This is a genomic window from Marivivens niveibacter (assembly GCF_002150005.2).
GTDB lineage: Bacteria > Pseudomonadota > Alphaproteobacteria > Rhodobacterales > Rhodobacteraceae > Marivivens > Marivivens niveibacter.
Genome location: NZ_MSPP01000003.1, coordinates 316826 through 337598 on the forward strand (window position 1 = coordinate 316826; position 20773 = coordinate 337598).

Consider the following 20773-nt stretch of genomic DNA (forward strand, 5'->3'; position numbering starts at 1 on the left):
TCTTGGGCAGTTGAGGGCCTGAGGCGAACCTCGTAACCAAAGGACGAAACATGAAAACCAAACTACTGATTGCTGCACTGATCACTGGCGTTGCTGCGACTTCTGTATCCGCCGCTGGATTTGGTCGTAGCGAAGGAGCAGGATCTTTTGGCCCACGCGGTGGCATTGCCGCGATGGATTTTGCAACTGTTGATGCGAATGCTGACGGTTCGATCACACTGGAAGAACTGCAAGCCCTGCCTGCCGCTAAATTCGCAGAAGTCGATACCGATGGTGACGGCGTGCTAAGTGCCGAAGAGCTAAACGCTCAGGTCACTGCGCAGATGGCAGAACGCGCTGCGGCACGTGTTGAACAACAAATCACATCGCGTGACACGGATGGTGACGGCGCGCTGAGCCTAGAAGAACTGCAGCCAAACGATACCACCCGTCTGACTTCGATGTTCGAACGTCTGGATGCTGATTCTGATGGCAATGTAACCGCTGAAGAATTCGCAGCTTTTGAAACTGCGATGGCACAGCGTGACCAGATGCGCGGCGGTGATCGTGGTGGTCGTGACGGCGGTCGTGACGGTGGCCAGCGCCACAATCACTAACTAATTGAAGGGGCCCGTGCATTCGGGTGCGGGCCCCGATTGAATAGACACAAAGGAATCTGTACCTGTGACAGGTAATGGACATGGCCTTTGACGAATATGCAGGCGCGCCTGACAGCGCACTATTGGTCGCCTTTGCAAATGGCGACAGCGCAGCGGCACGTTTGCTGGTGGTGCGATTGTCTCCGCGTGCGTTGGGTCAAGCTCAACGCATGTTGAACGATCGCGCAGCCGCCGAAGATGTGGTGCAAGAGGCGTTTTTGCGCCTGTGGAAAATTGCGCCCGATTGGCGCCAAGGCGAAGCGCAGGTATCGACCTGGCTGTATCGTGTTGTTGCGAATTTATGCACTGACCGATTACGGGTCAGGCGGCGAAATGTCGATTTCGACAAAATCGCCGAACCCGAAGACAGCGCACCTAGCGTTGCGCAAAAGATGCAAGACGAAGCACGGCACGATGCGTTGGCCGCCGCTTTGGCCGAAATGCCAGAACGACAGGCACAGGCCGTGTCTTTGCGACATTTAGAAGGTCTGGGAAATCCCGAGATTGCCCAGATTATGGATATCAGCGTTGAGGCCGTAGAGAGCCTGACAGCGCGCGGAAAACGGACGTTGGCGTCGATTTTGGCCAGCAAGAAAGCGGAACTGGGGTTTAACGATGAGTGATAAACTATCCCATCTGACCGATGCACAGCTTGAGGAAATGTTCGCCTCTGCGCGGACGTCGGACCCTGTGCCGGACGCAGATTTTATGGCGCGTATGTTCGCGGATATTGATTCCATTGTGCCTCAGGTCGAACCGGTTGTAGCGGATGCGCCGCGTCGTTCCGTTCTGGCGTCTATTTGGGCTGCCTTGGGTGGCTGGGCTGGCGCAAGTGGACTTGCAGCCGCCGCGGCAACAGGCATCTGGATCGGCGTTGCGTCCCCCACCAGCATGGCCACAGTGAGCGATGCATTCTGGGGTGATAGCATGTCGGTATCTGTGATGGTGCCTGACGACATTTTGGGGTTGGAGGGGTAATATGGCTGAAACTAAGAAATCTTCGATGCGGCCCGCGCTACGGGTTTTGCTGGTTGTGTCGCTGGCGCTAAACCTGCTGGTTGCGGGCGTATTGGTCGGCGGTATTTCAAAAGGCCGTCAGTTTAGCCCCAAGGGTAACTTTGACATCTCTGTCGGTCCGTTCTCCCGTGCCTTTGAAGAAGAGGACCGCCGCGCAATCCGCGATGATTTGCGTGCCCGCATGGCAGAATTCGCCACCCCGCAAGAGCAAAGCGCATCAATGCAAACCCTGATTGCTGCCATGCGCGCAGATCCCTTTGTCGAAGACGCTGTGACTGAACAGTTCGAAACGCAGCGCGAAAATGCGGCTGAGGCTATGCGGATTGGTCAAGAAGTCGTGTTGAATCGCCTTCGCGAAATGTCCGTCGAAGAACGTGAAGAATTCACCGATCGTCTGATGAGAGAGGCCATGCGCCGCCCTGATCGTGATCGTGACGGCGGTGGCCGCGACAAAGACCGCGATTAATCAAGGTTGTCACGCTGCATCGCGTAGCGTGACAATATTCCGACCCGCAGCTTTTGAATCGTACAATGCGGCATCCGCATAATCGATGAGCTGATTGATATCGGTAGAGCATTTCGCGCTGCAATCCGATACCGCCAGCCCGATAGACATTGTGACCGTCACGGGCGGCATATTCCCGATATCAATTGGCGTATTTTGGACCAAAAATCGCAAACGCTCTGCGGTTTTTTGTGCCGCTGCGACAGATGTGTCGGGCATCGCGACCAGAAATTCTTCGCCACCGATCCGTGCGACAAGGTCGATAGGGCGCAGACTGTCGCGGATCAGTTCAGCAATAGCCGAGATCACTTTGTCACCGGCAGTATGCCCGTAGGTATCATTCACCGATTTGAAATGATCAATGTCTAGTGCCATCAACGCAAAACTACGGTTTGTCCGTATTGCGCGGTCCGCCATCGCCTGCAAATGGGGCATGGCATAGCGGCGATTGTATAGCCCAGTGAGCGGGTCAGTGACGGCCGCCTTTAGCCCTGATTGGACCGTGTCGCGCAGCTTTTCCATTCTGATTTTCCGTCGAACTAAACCACGTGCGCGGAGCCCAATTTCGGCAGCTGTAGCGTCATACGGCACCACATCATTTGCCCCCAGATCCAACGCCATTGCCCCTAAATGGTCGCCGTTTTCGGGTGCTATGATCAATTGTGCCGCGTTACGGGTTTGGTTGCGGCTACGTAGTTCGGCGATAAGGCGGAACACGCGCCCGTCTTCTCCTGATGTATCGGCATGTCGGGCGTCTATCACATAAAGGTCGGGCGGGGTGTCTAGTGTTTCGATGCTTAACGCATCTTCATGGGTAAAGCTGCGCACGCGGCTGGCCATCGCAGCGCTTAGATCCCGCGATAGCGGCAGGGCAAGAGCTTGGTTATTGGACACTAACGCAACTTTGCCAGGGGCGATAAAGGGGTCACCGCCTTCGGCGAAACCCAAGGCGCGGCTGGTATCGTCACGTAACTTTAGTTCGTTATCCACCGCGCGACTGCGAAGCAGGCTGCGGATGCGTGCAAGTAGCATCATATCCGATACAGGTTTCGACAATACCTCGGTCGCGCCAGAACGAAGCGTTTCAATCCGCGATGCGGAAGAATCGAATGTCCCTGTCGCGATTATTGGGATGTTACCTGTTGAGCTGTTTGTTGATAGAAATTGAAAGAAATTGTTCATATCCCGCGATGCGCTGGATACGTCCGCGACGATCAGATCGACGGCATCACCATCGGTAATACATTGCTGCGCCTCTGCAATCGTCGCGCAGGGCGTGACCTTGTATTGTGCGGTCATCAATTTGACCTTTAACACGATGCGGTTTGTTGCAACTGTGTCTATGATGATAATTCGGCCTGACATAAGGTACTCCGGCAAGGGCGTTGCCTGTTTTTTGTCAGCTTGGCGTTGAATAGTTAAAAAACTCTTTCCGGAGCTTAAGAATAGAGAATGAAACGTGAACAGGCGGAAACGATTGCGCTTCAGTCACTCGGCTGGTTGGTCGGAAATGATGAATTGTGTCCAATATTTTTGGGTTCGACGGGCGCAAGTGTAGATGATCTGAAAGCCCAAGCGAACGAGCCAGAGTTCCTAGCGTCGGTTCTGGAATTCATCACGATGGATGACCAATGGGTGGTTTCGCTGTGCGACACGTTTGGCTGGCCGTATGAAACGCCGCTACAGGCGCGCTATGCCTTGCCTGGCGCGCAAAATGTGCATTGGACATAGCATGGTCGCGATTAAAGGCATTATTTTCGACAAAGACGGCACGTTGTTTGATTTCAATGCGACGTGGGGGTGCTGGACAGGTGGATTAATTTCCGAAGAATGCGGTGATGACACGGTGTTGCAACAGGCGCTCGCGGCTGAGCTTGCGTTTGATTTGCAAAGCCAGCGTTTCGAAAAGCACAGCATTGTCATTGCCTCAACCGCCGAAGAGGTGGCTGATGTCATATTGCCGTATTTGCCTGATGCAACACCGTCAGGTTTAATAGACCGAATGAACGACCGTGCAGCAAAAGCGCCCCAAGTAGAGGCGGCGCCGCTGAAAACCTTTTTGGCTGATCTGAAGTCGCGCGGGTTTGTCTTGGGGGTCGCGACGAATGATTCCGAAATGCCAGCACGCGCACATCTGGATCAGGCAGGCATCAGCGATCAGTTCGACTTTATTGCTGGTTACGATAGCGGCTATGGTGGCAAACCCGCTCCGGGACAATTGATCGGGTTTTGTAATCACACCGGTTTGGCACCTGCAGAATGCATTATGGTTGGTGATAGCACCCATGACCTGATGGCTGGGCGTGCCGCAGGGATGCGTTGCGTGGGTGTGCTAACCGGATTGGCAGAGGCCAACGAATTGGCCCCCCATGCGGATGTTGTTTTGCCGTCGATTGCAGAGTTACCTGAATGGATCGCGGCTCAGGGCTGACCCAACAATTTCAACAGGACGTTTTTGGCGCGTTCTGCGCGTTTTGCGACCTCGGCTTCTGGCAGGATTGGTAATACACCCATGACACGGCGGATTTGCGTGTCGGCCACCAGCAGGTCATAATAGGTTTCTGCAGCTTCTGTAGCGTCGATCGGATGCGGGCCGCTTTTGTCGATGATTTGCGCCAAAAGGGGGATGATCTTGTCGCGTCCGCCTTCGACGATTGTCCGACCCAACAGGCCAGTATCATGAACATCGCCCGCCGCTGCGCGATCCAGAACGACCGAACGTTGGCCCGTGACGATGGACAGTAATTGGGGCCCGAAATTGTCCAAAATGTCTGTCAGACTGTCGCCGTTTTCGATTGCCGCCGTTAGCACATCTCGGGATGCGGACAGGTTGCGTTCGACCATAGACAGGAACAGCCCCTGTTTATTGCCGTACCATTTGTACAGCGTTTCGTTTGATGCTTTTGCACGTTTGGCGACCTCGAGCATCGAAGTCGCCTTGTATCCTTTTAACGCTAGTAAGCCATAGGCGGCCGTTTCGATCTGAAGACGGCGGTCAGATTGTTTGGCTTCGTTCATGCTCGGGGCCTCTGGTTTCACTGATCTGTACCCGAATATACGGATACAAATGGACAAACCGTTGAGCCCCGATACGAATGCGCCTTGCTCTATCCTTTTAGGCAGTCTGCCAGTGCGGTCGCGATCTGAACGATCGACTCTGAAGCCAGTTTTGGCGAACCAGCCAGTTGACCGCCCAACGGATCAATTGTGATGATCCGCACGTCTGCGCCTTCGGTTACAACGGTCACCCATTCAGGGCTGGATTGGCTGTCAGAAACGATGCACTCGATGCCTTCGTGTTCAATTTCTTCTTTGATTTCAGTTAGGCGCGCGGCGCTGGGTGCGGATGCGTCGGACAGTGCAATGCGGCCTGCAGACGGCACATCAAAGGCCGATTCAAAATAGCCCAGCGCGTCGTGCGACACGACAAATGGGATGCCGCGGACATCAGCCAAAGCGTTCAGTGCTGCCTCATTGGCATAGTCGATATCTGCCAAAGTTTGAATCGCATTTTGTGCAATTTCTGTTTCCATATCTGGGGATGCAGTCGAGATTGCAGTTTGAATGGTGCCTGCCCAAGCGGTCAGAACAGCAGGCGACAACCAGGCATGAGGATCGAAGTCGCCGTGATCGTGTTCATCGTGATCTTCGTGACCGTGTTCGTCTTCTTCATGCTCATCATGGTCATCATGGTCGTGTTCGTCATGCTCATCATGGTCGTGCGCGTCATGTTCTTCAGCTTCGTGTGCGTCGTGATCATGTTCTTCGTGAGCATGGGCATCATGATCGTGCTCATCGTGTTCTTCGTGTTCATCATGATCGTCATGCGATTCTTCGCGCCACGCGATCGGGGTCCAGCCTTCGGTTTCTAGCAGTTCGATCACCGTCGCAGACGCTGCCAGCGTATCGATTGGATCAGCAAGGAAAGGGGACAGTGCTTCGCCGGTCCAGATGACCAAATCAGCCTCTGCAAGAAAACGCGCATCGGATGGCCGTAGTGCGAAGTTATGTGGGTTATCACCCGGCTGCAGCAGTGTCGTCACCTCGGCTGTGTCGCCAGCGATGGACTGCACCAATGATCCGACGGGCAGAATGTCGGTGACAATTTTCAGCGTCTCTGCCTGGGCTGCGCTGGTGGTGATAACGGACAATAATGCGGCGGCTCGGATGTACATTGTGACCTCTTGAGAATGTAATTGGCCATCCCTATAATTATGATGTTATAACATAACAACCCCCATAATGTGATACTATAACATATAACTCTGGATCCCATATGACCGAGAAAATCCAAAGCTTTGCGCCACATGATCATGGATCTTGTATCCATTCCGCGATGAATGTGGCCGAAGAAACCTGTGCAGCCCGCAAGGTACAACTGACCCCTGTGCGGCGTAGGGTATTGGAAATATTGCTCGAATCGCATGCTGCGATGGGCGCCTATGATGTTTTAGCGCGGCTTGATGCCGAAGGTCTGGGGTCTAAACCACCTGTCGCCTATCGGGCTTTGGCGTTTTTGGTCGAACAGGGGTTTGTCCATCGAATCGAACGTTTGAACGCGTTTGTCGCCTGCAATCACCCTGGCACCTCGCATGACCCGGCATTTATGATTTGCCGCAGCTGCCACAAAGTCGCCGAAGCGGACGCAGGGAATGCTGTTCTGAATTCCCCAGCATCGCAAAGTGGTTTCACCATCGAACAAACGGTCATAGAAGCCGAAGGCCTGTGCCCTCTTTGCAAGGAAAGCGCTTGATATGAGCCTAATTACAGCGCGCAAGCTGAGCGTCCGTCAGGGCGATAAAACCGTTTTGCAAAACGTCGATTTCGAAATTCGAAAAGGCGAGATCGTCACGATCGTCGGGCCGAACGGGTCAGGTAAATCGACTCTGCTAAGGACATTGATTGGCGCCGTTACTCCTGAAAGTGGGGAATTAAATCGTAAAACCAAACTGCGGATTGGGTATGTGCCTCAGAAATTATTCGTAGATGGCGCAATGCCGCTGACTGTTCGGCGTTTTCTAGACGTGCCTAAGCGGGTCAAAAATTCAGAGGCCGAGGCCGCATTGGACCGAACGGGTGTCGCACATTTGGCGGATCATCCGCTAAATGGTTTGAGCGGCGGGCAATTCCAACGTGTGCTTTTGGCGCGTGCGATTTTGGTGAAACCGGACATTTTGATGCTGGACGAAGCCACGCAAGGTTTGGACCAGCCCGGATCGGCCGCGTTCTATCAACTGATTGAAGAGCTGCGAGACACGTTGGGTTGTGCGGTTTTAATGGTCAGCCACGAATTACACGTCGTCATGAGCGCCTCTGATCGCGTTATCTGCCTGAATGGGCATGTTTGCTGTGAAGGTGCGCCAGACGTCGTATCGGCCGCACCGGAATATCGGCAGCTCTTTGGAACGGGCACCAAAGGCGCATTGGCATTGTACCGCCACGATCACAACCACGATCATGATCATGTGCACGAACATGATCACACTTGCGACCACGAAGGAGCCCACTGATGTTGGACGATTTTTTCATCCGTGCGCTAATTGCAGGTGTCGGCACGGCGATCACTGCGGGATGGTTGGGCACCTTCGTTGTTTGGCGCAGAATGGCGTATTTCGGCGACGCGACCGCGCACGCAGCGGTTTTGGGCGTGGCGTTGGCGTTGGGATTTCAGATTTCGATCCTTGTTGGGGTCACTTTCACCGCAAGCGGTATGGCAGTGCTGCTATGGGCGCTGCATGGGCGCGGGTTTTCGGTCGACACGCTCTTAGGTGTTCTTTCGCACGGTGCATTGGCGATTGGACTGTTGGCCGTTGCGATGGTGCCTGGGCCTCGGGTTAGTCTAGACGCGTATTTGTTTGGCGATATTCTGACCGTCAGTAAAATGGATTTGGCCGTTATCTGGTGCGGATTGGCTGTTGTAGCTGGGGTGTTGTGGTGGCGCTGGTCGGCGCTGGTCACATCGACGGTTTCACCTGATTTGGCCTATGCCGCCGGAGTTGATCCAAGGCGGGAACAGTTGATTTTGTCGCTATTATTGGCGGGCGTAGTTGCTGTGTCGATCAAAGTTGTCGGGGCGCTTCTGATTACAGCGCTACTGATCATTCCTGCGGCCGCTGCCCGCAATGTCGCGCGAACGCCTGAAATGATGGCTGTTATTGCGGCACTTATCGGCGGGGCATCGGCCATCGGTGGGCTACATGCGTCTTTGTGGTTTGATGCGCCAGCGGGCCCGCCCATTGTGGTCGCGGCGATCATCCTGTTCGCACTAGGGGTTGTTTTGCGCCCTTTATTTATTCGCCGTTGACCGAATGACAGGGTTGGCTTAGGCACTGCGGCGCGCGGATGGCTGGATGACCGCAGGTTTGACCTGAGGAAAGTCCGGACACCAAAAGGCAAGGTGCCGGGTAACGCCCGGCGGGGGTAACCCTAGGGACAGCGCCACAGAGAACAGACTACCCTGCATGCAGGGAAAAGGTGAAACGGTGGAGTAAGAGCCCACCGCGGGACTGGCAACAGGACCGGCAAGGCAAGCCCCACCTGGTGCAATGCCAAATAGGGACCTCGCGCCCGTTAGGGCAGGGACGCCTAACCCCGAGAGGTCCGGGTTGGCAGCTAGAGGGCAGTTGGTAACAATTGTCCAAGATGAATGGTCATCCAAGGGGTCAAACCCTGGACAAAATCCGGCTTATAGGCCGTCCGCGCATAAATGTTTCAGGAATCTTCTGAAACGCTGTTGACTCGGCCCAACCCTTCGTTAAAAGGCGGGCTTCATACGAATTCACGCGATGTGCCGCTATCTCACGGCCCGCGATCAGGAGAGATGAGACATGGCGAAGCCGACCACTATCAAAATCCGCCTGAACTCCACCGCGGGGACCGGGCACTTCTACGTCACTAAAAAGAACGCGCGTACGATGACCGAAAAAATGGTTGTACGTAAATACGACCCAGTTGTTCGTAAGCACGTTGAATACAAAGAAGGTAAGATTAAATAATCTTACGTTCTCGTATTGTGATATAGACGGCCGTACGGAACACCCGTGCGGCCGTTTTCTTTTGGTTCTGTTATGTTTTATGTCCGCGAAGCCAGTTCATCTGATCTGCCTGCAGTCGTCGCGCTACTGAAAAGTAGCTATGACGTGCAGCTTCGCGACGCCTATCCGCCTTCAGTGTTTGAACGTCTAAGGGAACATGTTCTGGCGGTGCCGATCGAGCTGGTTGATTCTGGCCGCTTTTATCTGGCCGAACACGATCAAAAAATTCTGGGGTGCGGCGGCTGGATGCGTGATGTCCCTGATCAATTAGAACCCAGACAGCATTTTGGTTTGCTGCGTATGTTTGCGTCTTCGCCTTCGGCACTACGCTGTGGCGTCGCATCGGAAATTCTGTACCAATGCGTAGCTTCTGCACGAGTCGAGGGCGTGAAAGGCTTTGAGTGCGTGACGACATTGAACGCGGTCGGTTTCTTTCGGAACCGCGGGTTCGTTGTCGAAGGAGAAATGAGCGCTTTTCCCCTTGCCGGAACCTCTGAAAAAATACCGATGGTTCGTATGCAGCGGGAATTTTAGCGCATTTTGCTGCGTAGGATTTCCATCGCCTGTTGATGGATGTCGCGATTCGCGGCTGCGATCACCCGCCCGCCGTTGTGCACAGGGTTTCCATCCCAATCGGTCACGATCCCGCCCGCTGCCTGAATCACTGCGATTGGCGCCTGAATATCATAGGAATTTAGACCTGCCTCGATCACCAGATCGATCTGCCCAGCGGCAAGCAGGGCATAGGCATAACAGTCACAACCATAGCGAACCAGCTGTGCCTGATCTGCGACCGCATCGAATGCGGCGCGTTCCGCGTCGCTACCGACTTCGGGAAATGTTGTGAACAGGATGGACTGTGACAGCGGACGTGCCGCGCGGGTCCGGAGCGCGCCTGTGCCGTGCGGGCCCGTAACGGTCGCGTGGTTGGGGGCACCGATAAAACGTTCACCAATATAGGGTTGGTCGATGATGCCCACCACGGGGCCGCTTTGGGGGCCTGCAGCGATCAATACGCCCCAAGTTGGGGTGCCAGACAGATAGCCCCGCGTGCCGTCGATGGGATCCAATACCCAAGTCAGACCAGAGGTGCCCTCTTTGGTTCCGTATTCTTCGCCGATGATTGCGTCATCTGGTCGTTCGGCTGCCAAAACGTCGCGCATGGCGCGTTCGGCGGCGCGGTCGCCTTCGGTCACGGGGTCAAAATCTGCGGGGCGTTTGTTGTCTGCCTCTAGGCCGGTACTGCGGAAATGTTCCAACGTCGCCGGCCGGGCCGCGTCGGCAAGCAAATGGGCGACCCGGATTAGATCGCCCATTGTTTCGGTATCGATTTTGTCGGTCATGGTCGGCCCCTGAATTCGCTTCCGTTTTCGGTAGCGCGGGACCTGTCACATGGTCAAGCTGTTAGGCAGCAGAGTCCGACAGGACGCGTGCCAGATCAAACAGACGGCGACGCTGTGCCTCTGGGATCGCATAGTACGAACGCAAAAGTTCCAATGCCTCTTTGTCCGACAAGATGTCGTTCGGCATGTCGCCTTCGGTTTGGGCTGCTGCGTTTTCCAAACCTTCAAAGAAGAACGAAATATCCACGCCCAGCGCGTGCGCGATATCCCATAGACGCGACGCGGAAACGCGGTTCATGCCGGTTTCATATTTCTGGATTTGCTGGAATTTAATTCCAACTTTTTCGGCTAGCTGCTGCTGTGTGGTGCCAATCATCCACCGACGGTGGCGGATGCGTTTACCTACATGCACATCAACTGGATGGCTCATGGACACATATTCCTTTCGGGTCACTGGTAACGTTTGACGATCACCGACCACCCCACAGGTCGTTATCACGTATTCGAGTTTTGTTTTTCGCGCCCTAATAGAACACGTAACGGTTGCGCATCAAACATGCCCTTTAGGACAGGTTGAGTTACATAAGGTCATTGATGTCGCAGTTTGAGACTGTTCTTTTGCAATCCGTATTGGGCTCTGCCATCCTTTTGGCGACAGACAGATCGTAACACAGGCCCGTATTATGAAATCCTATCGTGTTTCGGCGTTCGATACCGCGCCGTCGCTGGAAAATATTGCCGTCCCTTCACCCCAAAAAGGCGAAGTATTGCTGGAAATTCATGCGTGCGGCCTAAATTTCGCTGATTTGTTGATGACAAAAGGCACGTACCAGGACACGCCAGAGCCTCCCTTTACGCTGGGCCTAGAAGTGTGCGGAACGATCCGCGAATTGGGGTCCGAAGTGACCGGATTCGAGGTCGGCGACCGCGTTGCTGTCTATGGCGGGCAGGGCGGAATGGCCGAATTTGGCGTCTTTCCTGCGGAACGTTGCGTCACGGTTCCAGACGCTATGTCCAGTGCCGAAGCGGCGGGTTTCATGGTGGCCTACGGGTCGTCTCACCTTGCCCTCACGCGGCGGGCGCGGTTGCAAGCAGGGGAAACACTGGTTGTGATGGGGGCGGCTGGCGGCGTCGGCCTGACCGCCGTTGAAATCGGCAAACAGCTGGGCGCGACGGTGATCGCAGTGGCCCGTGGTGCGGATAAATTGGAAATCGCGCGTCAGGCTGGCGCGGATCATCTGATCGATGTCTCTGCGGATCTGGCCGCCGAACTAAAAGCATTGGGCGGGATCGATGTGGCCTATGACGCGGTGGGCGGGGATATGTTCAAGGCTGCTATGAAAGCTGCCAAACGCGAAGCGCGGCTTATGCCGATTGGTTTTGCCAGCGGCGATGTTCCACAGATTCCATCAAATCATCTGCTGGTCAAAAACATCGATGTGATCGGTTTTTATTGGGGCGGATATTTGAAATTCAATCCAAAAGCCCTGACCGAGAGCATGGCAGAGCTATTTGACTGGTACACCAAAGGCCGCATCAAACCCCACGTCAGCCACACGTTTCCATTGGATCAAGCCGCTGACGCGCTGGATATTTTGGCCAAACGTAAATCTACGGGCAAGGTTGTGGTTACGCCCTAGCGCGATAGGCCTCGCGCAGCATATCCGCCAGATGCTGCCCCACTGGATCGTTCCTGTTGGGGGACAGATACAGGTTGATATAGGTGCTGGGCAAATCAGGTAAGGTGCCACCGTGGTCGATCTGTTCCAGTTCTGCTGGGGCTGTGCCTTCTAGCATCGTGTGGACGGCCAAATCTGCTGCGATTGTTGCTTCGGCGGATCGCGTAGAGTCCGTATCCAGCGCCATTTCCCATGCAATGCCGGCGTCCTCAAGCGTGCGTTGGCAGACATTTCGGAAAATGCAGTGCGCTTCGTGGCCTAGGCGCAATGGGCGATTACGGAATGCGTTGCCGTTAGGCGCGCCGATCCAAACAAGAGGAACATCCGCCAGCGTTTCGGCATCAACAGGTTGTTCGTATTCAGTGGTCAGCAGGACATCGATTTCCTGATTGGTAAACTGCTTTTTCATTTGCCGTGTGTACGACGAAATCAGGCGCACCTGAACGCGCGGAAAATCCAGCGAAAATTGCCGCAAAACGGGCGGCAAGACCGGATAGATGATGTCATGAGGTACGCCCAAAGTAATTTCGCCTTCGAACGCGTTCGAGGTCAGACGCCCCAAGGCTTCGTCGTTGATGTCCAGCAAACGGCGTGCATAGCCCAATAACTGTTCACCTGCGGCGGTTGCTTTGATTTGGCGGCCTGACCGGTCCAGCAAGATCAGCCCCAGATTTTCCTCTAGCCGCTTTAGCTGCATCGAGACCGCTGATTGGGTCAGGTTCAGCCGTGTCGCAGCACGAGTCACCCCGCCTAAATCCAGAACGGTTACCAGTGCGCGTAGGGCGGTCATGTCTAGGTTTCGGGCCATTATCAAGATCTGTGATGTTAGGGATGACAATCATTCGTTTCCATAATGCACGTTCTACGGGTTACATCAAGAATATTGAACGAATACAGCAATTCATCACGAAAGGAAATGACCGATGGCTTTTGTTCAGTCTTCTTCCCTGCGCGGCGTTTCTGGTCGCCGCTTATCGTTTGCAAAACGTCTGCGCATGATGCTGGCATTACGCAAAAGCCGCACGGATTTGGCCGCGCTGACCGATGATCAACTGGCCGATATCGGTGTTTCGCGCGAACAGGCAACAGTCGAAAGCCAACGCGCCCCATGGGATGGGCACGAATATTGGGTCAAACGTACGTTTTGACCCTTTGTAAGCCCTTGAAAACCTGACCCACATTCCCGATATTTACACCAAAGCCCCTATTGTGGGGTCAAAACACAGCGTTTTTGGAGGTTTTCAATGGCTGACTTTCGCACGATGCATGCCGCAACAGGCGCACGCACCGCTGCTATCGACGAGGGCCTTCGCGCCCACATGAACAAAGTTTACGCGACTATGTCGGTCGGCACATTGCTGACATTCATCGTTGCGTGGGCATTTGGTTCGAGCGCGGAACTGTTTTCGATCCTGCGTAACCCGCAAGGTGGCATGACCATTCTGGGTTGGATCGTCATGTTCGCACCGCTGATCATGGTGTTTGCATTCGGCGCCGCGATTAATCGTCTGTCGGCTGCTGGCGCCCAATTGTTCTTCTACGCATTCGCGTCCGTTATGGGTCTGTCGATGTCGTGGATTTTCGTCGCGTTCACTGGCACCTCGATCGCTCAGGTGTTCTTGGTCACGTCGATCGCATTCGCGGGTCTGTCGCTGGTTGGTTACACCACCAAAAAAGACCTGTCCGCGATGGGTTCGTTCCTGATCATGGGTGTGATTGGTTTGCTGGTCGCGTCGGTTATCAACATCTTCCTGCAGTCTCCTGCAATCGCCTATGCAGTTTCGATCCTGGGTGTTCTAATCTTTGCTGGTCTAACCGCTTATGACACGCAGAAAATCAAGAACGACTATATCCAGCACGCATATGCGATGGATCAGGAATGGTTGGCGAAATCGGCAATCATGGGTGCATTGAACCTGTATCTGGATTTCATCAACATGTTCATGTTCCTGCTGCAATTGCTGGGCAACCGCGAATAACGCGTTTTAAAACTGCTAATTGTTTAGGCCGTCCGCAGGGGCGGCCTTTTCGTTTGTATAGGTTGCCCGCGCGAAGGGGTAGGTTTGCTCGACAGTCGGCGGCTCTGGTCGTCCAATAACATGTGAGAAGTATCAGACAGGTTTGAGTCACATGTTCTATCGAATCTACACAGTCAAACTCGGAAGTCTGGCGAATGCGAAATTGGCCGCGGCATTCTTTACCGAGACTTTTGAAAAAGACGCACACATGCTGCCGGTGGCGTCGATCGAGATCTTTTTTGATTCCGAAGGCAGTTTGCTGATCCACGTTGGCGCAACCTCGATGGCGGCGCTAAAGCGGTTCAACAAATACGGCGATGCGGTGCTAGAAGAATTGCGCGAAAGTTTTGTGTGCAAGACAGACAAATTCACAACTGTATCGGTTTTCCGTTTCGATCAGGCCAAGGCGAAAGTCGCGGTTTAACGGTTGCAGTAGTTTAGTGCGCTAGTACTTTGGCCCTATTCAATAGGGGGCGTAGCAGTGCGTATTTTAATCAAAGGCGCGACCGTCTTGACGATGGACGACCAACTGCGGGAATGCGTTGGTGATGTTCTAATTTCCGATGGGGTGATCCGCGCCGTCGGAGAGGTCGACGCGGCAGACGTGGATCGGACAATACTGGCTGCGGGCTGTGTCGTGACCCCGGGGCTGGTGAATACGCATCATCATTTGTACCAAACACTCACGCGGGCTGTGCCCGGTGGGCAGGATGCTCTGCTATTTGGGTGGCTCAAAACCCTCTATCCGATTTGGTCGCGGTTTGGGCCAGAAGAATTTTATACATCCGCCGCGGTGGGGTTGGCCGAACTTGCGCTTTCGGGGTGCACGTTGACCTCTGATCATCTGTACCTTTTCCCCAATGGGGGGCGATTGGACGACACGATTGCGGCGGCGACAGATATTGGTCTGCGCTTTCATCCGACGCGCGGCGCCATGAGTATCGGCGAATCTGATGGCGGTTTGCCCCCTGACAGTTTGGTCGAAAACGAAGCTGATATTCTGAATGATTGCATTCGTGTCATCGATACCTTTCATGACGACAGCGAAGGCGCGATGGTTCGCGTGGGCGTGGCCCCCTGTTCCCCATTTTCCGTTTCCCGCGACCTGATGCGCGATGCCGCCATTTTGGCACGTGACAAAGGCGTGATGCTGCATACGCATTTGGCCGAAAACGACGAAGACATCGCCTATAGTTTGGCCAATTTTGGCTGTCGTCCTGGCCAATATGCCGAAGAATTGGGTTGGACGGGATCCGATGTGTGGCACGCCCACTGCGTCAAATTGGACGCTGAGGAAATTTCGCTGTTCGCGCGGACGAAAACGGGTGTTGCGCATTGCCCGTGTTCGAATTGCCGATTGGGGTCTGGCATCGCACCACTGCGGTCGATGCGAGACGCGGGTGTGCCTGTTGGGCTGGGCGTTGATGGATCGGCCAGCAATGACGCGGGCAATTTGGTAATCGAGGCGCGACAGGCTATGCTGTTGCAACGCGTTGCCAATGGTGCCGACGCCATGAGTGCCCGCGAGGCTTTGTATATCGCAACCCGTGGCGGGGCCGAGGTGTTGGGCAGACATGATTGCGGGCAGATCGCAGTAGGCAAACGGGCTGATATCGCCATCTGGGATGTTTCTGGTATCGAATCCGCTGGCAGTTGGGATCCAGCAGCGATTTTGTTGGCGGGCCCGACAACCGTTCGCGATTTGTTGGTCGAAGGCCGGGTTGTCGTCAATAACGGACAATTGGCAACGATGGATCTACAGGCGCTAGTGCGTCGTCAAAATGAGTTAGCAAAAGGGTTGATGGTATGATGGTTCGTTCGGTTTGTGCAGCAGTGGCGTTGGGGTTGATGGCAGGCTGCGTCATCGTACCCATTCCAATTCCGGTTGGATCGTCGATCCCTGATCCATCGTCCGTTACGATAACGCCTGCAACGACGGGTTTTGGCGCTATGATGGTATCTCAGCGCGCGGCGGTCGGCGTTGGGCCTGTCGAAGAAAACGCACAGTTGACCGCAGCGGCGAATGCCTATGCGCGGCGTTTGGATACCGAAGGTTTCTTTGATCACGTGGCGCCCGATGGGTCAAAGCCATCTGACCGCGCATTGGCCGCAGGGTATTGCGACCAATACGTTGGTGAAAACCTTGCTTACGGGCAAACCTCGGAAATTCAGGTGATGCAGGACTGGATGGCCTCGGCGGGGCACCGCGAAAATATCCTGAACCCGAATTTCGTTCGGTATGGTTTGGGCCGCTATGGTGACAAATGGGTGCTGATGCTGGGGGATGCGTGTACGTTTTGACCCGCGATCCATGTGGCGGTGATCGCACGGTCATCGCCCATCATGATCGTTGGGAACAGTGCATCCCATAGGGTTTCAGCCCGATCCGCACGTTGCGCAATCGCCTTTGTCGATTTCAGATTGATCACCGTAATGTCGGCCATGGATCCCGCGGCCAGTCGGCCTATTTCGCCAGTTTTGTGCAGCGCGGCTGCGGACCCTTCGGTGGCGAGCCACAACAATTGTGATGGATGCACGGCCTCGCCACGTAATTGGGCGATTTCATAAGTAGCGCCCATTGTACGCAACATCGAAAAATTCGACCCGCCGCCGGTGTCTGTGGCTAGACCGATCCGCATTTGCGTTTTGGACAACCCCATCAGGTCAAACAATCCAGATCCGATGAATGTATTTGATGTTGGGCAGTGGACTACAGACGCGCCAATTTCGGACAGACGCGCAATTTCGCGTTCGGTCAAATGGATCGCGTGGCCGTATAGGCCCATTTCGCCCAGCAAACCGAATTGTTCATAGGTATCCAAATAGTCCCGAGCCTTTGGGAATAGGGATTTGACCCATTCAATTTCGGGCAACTGTTCGCTGAGGTGTGTTTGCATCATCACGTCGGGACGTTCGGCCCATAGATCGCCCAAGACCTTTAGCTGTTCGGGCGTTGAGGTTGGGGAAAACCGCGGTGTGATCGCATATGTTGCGCGGCCTCGACCGTGCCATTTGTCCAGCAATGCTTTGCTGTCGTCATATGCGGATTGGACTGTGTCGCGCAGTGTGTCGGGTGCGTTGCGGTCCATGCAAGTTTTCCCTGCAACAACAGCCATGTTTCGTGCCTCTGCCGCAGTGAAAAACGCATCGACCGATTCAGGATGGATTGTGCAGAAACTGGTTAATGTCGTGGTTCCGTGGGCGACCGCCAAATCGATTGTTCGATTGGCGATGTCTGCGGCATAATCGGGGTCATAAAAGCGGGATTCTTCGGGGAACGTGTACGTATTCAGCCAATCAATCAGCTGTTTGCCCCATGATGCGATGATGCCGGTTTGCGGGTAATGCATGTGGGCGTCCACAAATCCCGCAGTGATCAATGCATCGCCATAATCTGTGACTTTGGCATCTGGGTTGGCGGTGCGGATAACGTCAGCTGCGCCCACATCGGTAATGCGTTCACCTTCGATCAACACAGCCCCGTGGGTGTGGTGTTCAAAGGCATTGTTCCAATCTGTTTCAAATGGATTTGCTGTAAAAGCCAGTGTTTGGCCTGTCAGAATATGTTTGTTCATACGCCTGACATTAGGGGGCGTAAAACTGGTCGTAAATCGATGATTTTGGTCCAGCTGCCATTGTCGCGCGACGTTATCTTTGTATGTTGAGCGCAAAGATCTAAGGGGGTGCTATGTCCGAACAGTTTGAAATGGACGAAGACGAAGCATTCGGCGTTGCCCCAACGCTGATTGATGACGTGGTCGAGGCAACCTCTGCCGGTGACCGTGGCGCCATTGAACAACTGTTGGACCCGATACACCCCGCGGATATTGCGCACCTGATCGAACAGTTGCCGCCGCGCGACCGAACCGCACTGATTGAAGTGTGGAAAGGCGTTGATGGTGAAATCCTGTCCGAACTGGACGAAGGCCTGCGGGAAGAAATCATCGACACGATGGCGCCAGCCGAACTGGCCGAGGTCGTACGCGATCTGGAATCGGATGATGTTGTCGATCTGGTCGAATACCTGGACGAAGATCAGCAAGAGGCCGTTCTGGATGTGCTGGATGGTGCTGAACGTCTAGCCGTCGAAAAGGCGCTGTCCTACCCCGAAGAATCGGCTGGCCGTCACATGCAGGTCGAAGTCGTCCGCGCGCCTGACCATTGGACTGTTGGCGAAGCGATTGATTTCCTACGGTCTGACGTTGAATTGCCCGACCAGTTTTATCACGTCATCCTGATTGATGCGCGGCTGAAACCTGTGGGATATGTCACCTTGGGTCGTATTCTGTCCGCGCGCCGCGGTCAGAAACTCACCGATCTGGCCGAAGAAAGTTTCCGCAGTTTTCACGTCGAAGACCCCGCAGCGGATGTGGCCCATGCGTTCAACCACTATCACCTGATTTCTGCGCCTGTCGTCGATGATGATGATCGTTTGGTTGGTATCATCACAATTGACGACGCTATGACCCTGCTGGACGAAGAACACGAAGAAGACATCCTACGTCTTGCTGGTGTGGGGGAAGGCAGCCTGTCTGATACGGTACTGGAAACCACGAAACAACGTCTGCCGTGGTTGGCTGTAAATCTAGTAACTGCGATCCTTGCTTCGATGGTGATTGGACTGTTTGAAACGACCATTTCAGGTTTGGTTGCATTGGCTGTTTTGATGCCGATTGTCGCGTCTATGGGCGGCAATGCAGGCACACAATCGTTGACCGTTGCAGTGCGCGCCATCGCGACCCGCGACCTAACGGGATCAAACGTTTGGCGGGTTATTCGCCGCGAACTGGCTGTTGGATTGTTTAACGGCTTGGTCTTCGCCGTATTGATGGGCACGGTAGGTTGGGTCTGGTTTGGTATGCCGATGCTGGGCGTTGTTCTGGCGGTCGCTATGGTCATCAATCTGGTCGTGGCTGGGCTCGCAGGGACTGTGGTGCCTGTCATATTGGAAAAACTAGGCGTTGACCCAGCGCTGGCCTCTGGTGCTTTTGTGACCACCGTGACCGATGTTGTCGGGTTCTTTGCCTTCCTTGGATTGGCTGCGGTGATGATATTATGACCTTGATCGACAAAAACGCTGCACGCAAAGCGGCCTTTGCTCGCCGTAAAGTGGCCCACGAGTCAGGCATCGGCACCGCAGCGCATTTGTCCGAGGTACTGGCAGGTTATCGCGGTGTACCAATCGCAGGTTACATGCCGATGCGCACCGAAATCGATCCGTTGCCCGCGATGGCCGAAGCGGCGGCCCACGGCCCCGTTTGCGTCCCAGTTATCATCGAAAATGACGCGCCGTTACGGTTTCGGCAATGGGAGCCTGATTGCGCATTGGAAACGGGGGCATTCGGCGCGCAGATCCCTGTGAATGGGGATTGGATCGAACCAGAGATCGTCATTGTCCCGATGGTCGGCTTTTCCCGCGATGGCGGACGTTTGGGATATGGGGGCGGTTTTTATGACCGTACTTTGGAATTGCTGCGGTCCAAACGTGCCACATTGGCGATCGGTTTCGCCTATGACGCACAAGAGGACGCTGACCTGCCGATTGAACCGTGGGATCAGCCGTTGGATATGATCGTAACCGAAACGGGCATCATCGACGTGCCGCGCGGCTAGATCGAGGGCTGAATTACATTTCGCTGTCTGGCACGACGGAACTGAGCTGGCGTTTGACCATTGTGCGCCAAAAACAGTTTGTGAAAATGCGATAGGTTGGGAATGCCACATTCCGCCGCGATCTCGCTCAGTGATTCCGAACTGCCTACCAATTGACGCGCCGCGTATTCCATGCGGATGTTGTTTACGTATTCGGACGGGCTTTGTTTTAGATACTGGCGGCAGGTGCGGCTGACATGAGCATGAGCGCGACCCGAAACGCGTACAAACCCAGCAGCGCCATCGCGGAACACCTCGGGATCGCGAACAGCATGGCAGGCGGCAATCAGCCATTCAGGTGCGGAGTCTGCGATCGGTTGCACGTCTTCTAATAAGTCCGAAAGCAGCGGCACCAACAGCGCCGAGGCAGTTAATGCGTTCGGTGTGCGCCGCTCCATCGCGACAGCGGCATGGTTCAATGTGGCGAGCTGTTGGATAGAAAGCTGATGTTCAGCAATTGTTGTTGGGGCATCCCAAAAGAAATGGCCAACCAGATCAGGATAATCGCGCCCCAATTCGTCAATGAATTGCGGGGCAAATGCGACAGAGACGATCATCGCGTCCTTACCGCGTCCTTGGATCGCATGTGCCGCTGTTGGGGGGACGAAGATTAACGCGCCTTCGGTCAAATCGTCCTGCGTTCCATCCTGTTTGAAATGGCGGACCTTGCCATTCTGCACCCATAGCAATTCGTAGAAATCATGCTGGTGCAGCATTTTGGGTCTATTGTTCGCTAAGGCCGCCCGCGTCAGTTGAACCGCAGTGCCATCGGGTAAAAACTCACTATGGCGAATATCAACAATTTCCATAGGTTGTATATTAGCACGGATTCGGTGATCGGTCTTTAGCGAAATGCCGCAGGTGCAAACAAACGGGTGACGTGTTCG

27 protein-coding genes and 1 other RNA gene are annotated in these 20773 nt (G+C 54.6%); 20 read left to right on the plus strand and 8 right to left on the minus strand.

The window, feature by feature from the left end; all coding sequences use genetic code 11:
• Positions 1-50: 50 nt before the first annotated feature.
• From BVC71_RS10265 to BVC71_RS10280, 4 genes are all read left to right on the plus strand, one after another.
• Positions 51-596: an EF-hand domain-containing protein gene (locus BVC71_RS10265; protein ID WP_086451573.1), complete on the plus strand. Its 546-nt coding sequence runs from the start codon at positions 51-53 to the stop codon at positions 594-596.
• A gap of 77 nt (positions 597-673) precedes the next feature.
• Positions 674-1261: an RNA polymerase sigma factor gene (locus tag BVC71_RS10270; RefSeq protein WP_086451574.1), complete on the plus strand. Its 588-nt coding sequence runs from the start codon at positions 674-676 to the stop codon at positions 1259-1261.
• Positions 1254-1616, plus strand: coding sequence for a hypothetical protein (locus BVC71_RS10275; RefSeq protein WP_086451575.1), 363 nt, complete (start codon positions 1254-1256; stop codon positions 1614-1616). Before BVC71_RS10270 ends, BVC71_RS10275 begins: the two co-directional genes overlap by 8 nt.
• A gap of 1 nt (position 1617) precedes the next feature.
• A complete protein-coding gene (locus tag BVC71_RS10280; protein WP_086451576.1) occupies positions 1618-2121 on the plus strand; it encodes a periplasmic heavy metal sensor in 504 nt (167 codons plus the stop codon).
• Between the two features lie 9 nt (positions 2122-2130).
• On the opposite strand, the gene BVC71_RS10285 is transcribed toward BVC71_RS10280, so the two are convergent.
• Positions 2131-3525, minus strand: coding sequence for a diguanylate cyclase (locus BVC71_RS10285; RefSeq protein ID WP_086451577.1), 1395 nt, complete (start codon positions 3523-3525; stop codon positions 2131-2133).
• An 87-nt stretch (positions 3526-3612) separates the two neighbouring features.
• On the opposite strand from BVC71_RS10285, the gene BVC71_RS10290 reads away from it, so the two are divergent.
• Together BVC71_RS10290 and BVC71_RS10295 are read left to right on the plus strand one after the other, a co-directional pair.
• Complete coding sequence (locus tag BVC71_RS10290) at positions 3613-3891, plus strand: DUF3572 domain-containing protein (protein ID WP_086451578.1); 279 nt, start codon at positions 3613-3615, stop codon at positions 3889-3891.
• 1 nt (position 3892) lies between these two features.
• Positions 3893-4591, plus strand: a complete 699-nt coding sequence (locus tag BVC71_RS10295) for an HAD family hydrolase (protein WP_086451579.1) — start codon at positions 3893-3895, stop codon at positions 4589-4591.
• Here BVC71_RS10295 and BVC71_RS10300 read toward each other — a convergent pair.
• Both BVC71_RS10300 and BVC71_RS10305 read right to left on the minus strand, forming a co-directional pair.
• Positions 4582-5178, minus strand: a complete 597-nt coding sequence (locus tag BVC71_RS10300; RefSeq protein ID WP_086451580.1) for a TetR/AcrR family transcriptional regulator — start codon at positions 5176-5178, stop codon at positions 4582-4584. The two genes, BVC71_RS10295 and BVC71_RS10300, sit on opposite strands and share 10 nt — an antisense overlap.
• Before the next feature lie 89 nt (positions 5179-5267).
• Positions 5268-6335, minus strand: a complete 1068-nt coding sequence (locus BVC71_RS10305; RefSeq protein WP_086451581.1) for a zinc ABC transporter substrate-binding protein — start codon at positions 6333-6335, stop codon at positions 5268-5270.
• 101 nt (positions 6336-6436) lie between these two features.
• Here BVC71_RS10305 and BVC71_RS10310 point away from each other — a divergent pair, with 101 nt between their 5' ends.
• The 6 genes from BVC71_RS10310 to BVC71_RS10335 all read left to right on the plus strand — a co-directional run bounded on the left by BVC71_RS10310 (position 6437) and on the right by BVC71_RS10335 (position 9728).
• Positions 6437-6913, plus strand: a complete 477-nt coding sequence (locus tag BVC71_RS10310; RefSeq protein ID WP_086451582.1) for a transcriptional repressor — start codon at positions 6437-6439, stop codon at positions 6911-6913.
• A gap of 1 nt (position 6914) precedes the next feature.
• Entirely contained in the window at positions 6915-7670 is a 756-nt protein-coding gene (locus BVC71_RS10315) for an ATP-binding cassette domain-containing protein (protein WP_086451583.1), read from the plus strand.
• A complete protein-coding gene (locus BVC71_RS10320; protein WP_086451584.1) occupies positions 7670-8464 on the plus strand; it encodes a metal ABC transporter permease in 795 nt (264 codons plus the stop codon). Before BVC71_RS10315 ends, BVC71_RS10320 begins: the two co-directional genes overlap by 1 nt.
• Before the next feature lie 34 nt (positions 8465-8498).
• Positions 8499-8864, plus strand: an RNA gene (rnpB, locus tag BVC71_RS10325) — RNase P RNA component class A.
• Positions 8865-8987: 123 nt separating this feature from the next.
• Positions 8988-9155: a 50S ribosomal protein L33 gene (gene rpmG, locus BVC71_RS10330; protein ID WP_007814563.1), complete on the plus strand. Its 168-nt coding sequence runs from the start codon at positions 8988-8990 to the stop codon at positions 9153-9155.
• 45 nt (positions 9156-9200) lie between these two features.
• Positions 9201-9728, plus strand: coding sequence for a GNAT family N-acetyltransferase (locus BVC71_RS10335; RefSeq protein ID WP_133064521.1), 528 nt, complete (start codon positions 9201-9203; stop codon positions 9726-9728).
• Here BVC71_RS10335 and hisN read toward each other — a convergent pair.
• The gene (hisN, locus tag BVC71_RS10340; protein ID WP_086451586.1) at positions 9725-10537 is read right to left on the minus strand and encodes a histidinol-phosphatase; all 813 of its coding nucleotides are present in this window, start codon (positions 10535-10537) and stop codon (positions 9725-9727) included. The genes BVC71_RS10335 and hisN overlap by 4 nt on opposite strands.
• Positions 10538-10598: 61 nt before the next feature.
• Positions 10599-10967: a helix-turn-helix domain-containing protein gene (locus BVC71_RS10345; protein WP_086451587.1), complete on the minus strand. Its 369-nt coding sequence runs from the start codon at positions 10965-10967 to the stop codon at positions 10599-10601.
• Between the two features lie 253 nt (positions 10968-11220).
• Here BVC71_RS10345 and BVC71_RS10350 point away from each other — a divergent pair, with 253 nt between their 5' ends.
• Positions 11221-12177, plus strand: coding sequence for an NADPH:quinone oxidoreductase family protein (locus tag BVC71_RS10350; protein WP_086451588.1), 957 nt, complete (start codon positions 11221-11223; stop codon positions 12175-12177).
• Here BVC71_RS10350 and BVC71_RS10355 read toward each other — a convergent pair.
• Positions 12167-13024, minus strand: a complete 858-nt coding sequence (locus BVC71_RS10355) for a LysR family transcriptional regulator (RefSeq protein WP_086451589.1) — start codon at positions 13022-13024, stop codon at positions 12167-12169. The genes BVC71_RS10350 and BVC71_RS10355 overlap by 11 nt on opposite strands.
• Positions 13025-13139: 115 nt before the next feature.
• Between BVC71_RS10355 and BVC71_RS10360 the strand changes: the two genes are divergently transcribed.
• The 5 genes from BVC71_RS10360 (at position 13140) to BVC71_RS10380 (ending at position 16535) form a co-directional block, all read left to right on the plus strand.
• Positions 13140-13364, plus strand: a complete 225-nt coding sequence (locus BVC71_RS10360; protein ID WP_086451590.1) for a DUF1127 domain-containing protein — start codon at positions 13140-13142, stop codon at positions 13362-13364.
• A gap of 96 nt (positions 13365-13460) precedes the next feature.
• Entirely contained in the window at positions 13461-14195 is a 735-nt protein-coding gene (locus BVC71_RS10365) for a Bax inhibitor-1/YccA family protein (RefSeq protein WP_086451591.1), read from the plus strand.
• 151 nt (positions 14196-14346) lie between these two features.
• The gene (locus tag BVC71_RS10370; protein ID WP_086451592.1) at positions 14347-14658 is read left to right on the plus strand and encodes a hypothetical protein; all 312 of its coding nucleotides are present in this window, start codon (positions 14347-14349) and stop codon (positions 14656-14658) included.
• A gap of 93 nt (positions 14659-14751) precedes the next feature.
• Positions 14752-16044: an 8-oxoguanine deaminase gene (locus tag BVC71_RS10375; protein WP_086451829.1), complete on the plus strand. Its 1293-nt coding sequence runs from the start codon at positions 14752-14754 to the stop codon at positions 16042-16044.
• Positions 16041-16535, plus strand: coding sequence for a CAP domain-containing protein (locus tag BVC71_RS10380; protein WP_086451593.1), 495 nt, complete (start codon positions 16041-16043; stop codon positions 16533-16535). Before BVC71_RS10375 ends, BVC71_RS10380 begins: the two co-directional genes overlap by 4 nt.
• Here BVC71_RS10380 and guaD read toward each other — a convergent pair.
• Positions 16487-17809, minus strand: a complete 1323-nt coding sequence (gene guaD, locus BVC71_RS10385; protein WP_086451594.1) for a guanine deaminase — start codon at positions 17807-17809, stop codon at positions 16487-16489. The genes BVC71_RS10380 and guaD overlap by 49 nt on opposite strands.
• A 113-nt stretch (positions 17810-17922) precedes the next feature.
• On the opposite strand from guaD, the gene mgtE reads away from it, so the two are divergent.
• Both mgtE and BVC71_RS10395 read left to right on the plus strand, forming a co-directional pair.
• Positions 17923-19293 (plus strand): magnesium transporter, encoded by a 1371-nt coding sequence (mgtE, locus tag BVC71_RS10390; RefSeq protein WP_086451595.1) that lies wholly within the window; start codon positions 17923-17925, stop codon positions 19291-19293.
• Entirely contained in the window at positions 19290-19847 is a 558-nt protein-coding gene (locus tag BVC71_RS10395) for a 5-formyltetrahydrofolate cyclo-ligase (RefSeq protein ID WP_086451596.1), read from the plus strand. Before mgtE ends, BVC71_RS10395 begins: the two co-directional genes overlap by 4 nt.
• Here BVC71_RS10395 and BVC71_RS10400 read toward each other — a convergent pair.
• Positions 19844-20602 (minus strand): helix-turn-helix domain-containing protein, encoded by a 759-nt coding sequence (locus tag BVC71_RS10400; RefSeq protein WP_240516832.1) that lies wholly within the window; start codon positions 20600-20602, stop codon positions 19844-19846. The two genes, BVC71_RS10395 and BVC71_RS10400, sit on opposite strands and share 4 nt — an antisense overlap.
• Positions 20603-20773 lie beyond the last annotated feature (171 nt).

What these genes read in the sequence shown, in the direction of transcription:
- BVC71_RS10265 (WP_086451573.1), top strand. Translation starts at nt 51, where the DNA reads ATGAAAACCAAACTACTGATTGCTGCACTGATCACTGGCGTTGCTGCG.
- BVC71_RS10270 (WP_086451574.1), top strand. Translation starts at nt 674, where the DNA reads ATGGACATGGCCTTTGACGAATATGCAGGCGCGCCTGACAGCGCACTA.
- BVC71_RS10275 (WP_086451575.1), top strand. Translation starts at nt 1,254, where the DNA reads ATGAGTGATAAACTATCCCATCTGACCGATGCACAGCTTGAGGAAATG.
- BVC71_RS10280 (WP_086451576.1), top strand. Translation starts at nt 1,618, where the DNA reads ATGGCTGAAACTAAGAAATCTTCGATGCGGCCCGCGCTACGGGTTTTG.
- BVC71_RS10285 (WP_086451577.1), bottom strand. Translation starts at nt 3,525, where the DNA reads ATGTCAGGCCGAATTATCATCATAGACACAGTTGCAACAAACCGCATC.
- BVC71_RS10290 (WP_086451578.1), top strand. Translation starts at nt 3,613, where the DNA reads ATGAAACGTGAACAGGCGGAAACGATTGCGCTTCAGTCACTCGGCTGG.
- BVC71_RS10295 (WP_086451579.1), top strand. Translation starts at nt 3,893, where the DNA reads ATGGTCGCGATTAAAGGCATTATTTTCGACAAAGACGGCACGTTGTTT.
- BVC71_RS10300 (WP_086451580.1), bottom strand. Translation starts at nt 5,178, where the DNA reads ATGAACGAAGCCAAACAATCTGACCGCCGTCTTCAGATCGAAACGGCC.
- BVC71_RS10305 (WP_086451581.1), bottom strand. Translation starts at nt 6,335, where the DNA reads ATGTACATCCGAGCCGCCGCATTATTGTCCGTTATCACCACCAGCGCA.
- BVC71_RS10310 (WP_086451582.1), top strand. Translation starts at nt 6,437, where the DNA reads ATGACCGAGAAAATCCAAAGCTTTGCGCCACATGATCATGGATCTTGT.
- BVC71_RS10315 (WP_086451583.1), top strand. Translation starts at nt 6,915, where the DNA reads ATGAGCCTAATTACAGCGCGCAAGCTGAGCGTCCGTCAGGGCGATAAA.
- BVC71_RS10320 (WP_086451584.1), top strand. Translation starts at nt 7,670, where the DNA reads ATGTTGGACGATTTTTTCATCCGTGCGCTAATTGCAGGTGTCGGCACG.
- rpmG (WP_007814563.1), top strand. Translation starts at nt 8,988, where the DNA reads ATGGCGAAGCCGACCACTATCAAAATCCGCCTGAACTCCACCGCGGGG.
- hisN (WP_086451586.1), bottom strand. Translation starts at nt 10,537, where the DNA reads ATGACCGACAAAATCGATACCGAAACAATGGGCGATCTAATCCGGGTC.
- BVC71_RS10345 (WP_086451587.1), bottom strand. Translation starts at nt 10,967, where the DNA reads ATGAGCCATCCAGTTGATGTGCATGTAGGTAAACGCATCCGCCACCGT.
- BVC71_RS10350 (WP_086451588.1), top strand. Translation starts at nt 11,221, where the DNA reads ATGAAATCCTATCGTGTTTCGGCGTTCGATACCGCGCCGTCGCTGGAA.
- BVC71_RS10355 (WP_086451589.1), bottom strand. Translation starts at nt 13,024, where the DNA reads ATGGCCCGAAACCTAGACATGACCGCCCTACGCGCACTGGTAACCGTT.
- BVC71_RS10360 (WP_086451590.1), top strand. Translation starts at nt 13,140, where the DNA reads ATGGCTTTTGTTCAGTCTTCTTCCCTGCGCGGCGTTTCTGGTCGCCGC.
- BVC71_RS10365 (WP_086451591.1), top strand. Translation starts at nt 13,461, where the DNA reads ATGGCTGACTTTCGCACGATGCATGCCGCAACAGGCGCACGCACCGCT.
- BVC71_RS10370 (WP_086451592.1), top strand. Translation starts at nt 14,347, where the DNA reads ATGTTCTATCGAATCTACACAGTCAAACTCGGAAGTCTGGCGAATGCG.
- BVC71_RS10375 (WP_086451829.1), top strand. Translation starts at nt 14,752, where the DNA reads ATGGACGACCAACTGCGGGAATGCGTTGGTGATGTTCTAATTTCCGAT.
- BVC71_RS10380 (WP_086451593.1), top strand. Translation starts at nt 16,041, where the DNA reads ATGATGGTTCGTTCGGTTTGTGCAGCAGTGGCGTTGGGGTTGATGGCA.
- guaD (WP_086451594.1), bottom strand. Translation starts at nt 17,809, where the DNA reads ATGAACAAACATATTCTGACAGGCCAAACACTGGCTTTTACAGCAAAT.
- mgtE (WP_086451595.1), top strand. Translation starts at nt 17,923, where the DNA reads ATGTCCGAACAGTTTGAAATGGACGAAGACGAAGCATTCGGCGTTGCC.
- BVC71_RS10395 (WP_086451596.1), top strand. Translation starts at nt 19,290, where the DNA reads ATGACCTTGATCGACAAAAACGCTGCACGCAAAGCGGCCTTTGCTCGC.
- BVC71_RS10400 (WP_240516832.1), bottom strand. Translation starts at nt 20,602, where the DNA reads ATGCTGCACCAGCATGATTTCTACGAATTGCTATGGGTGCAGAATGGC.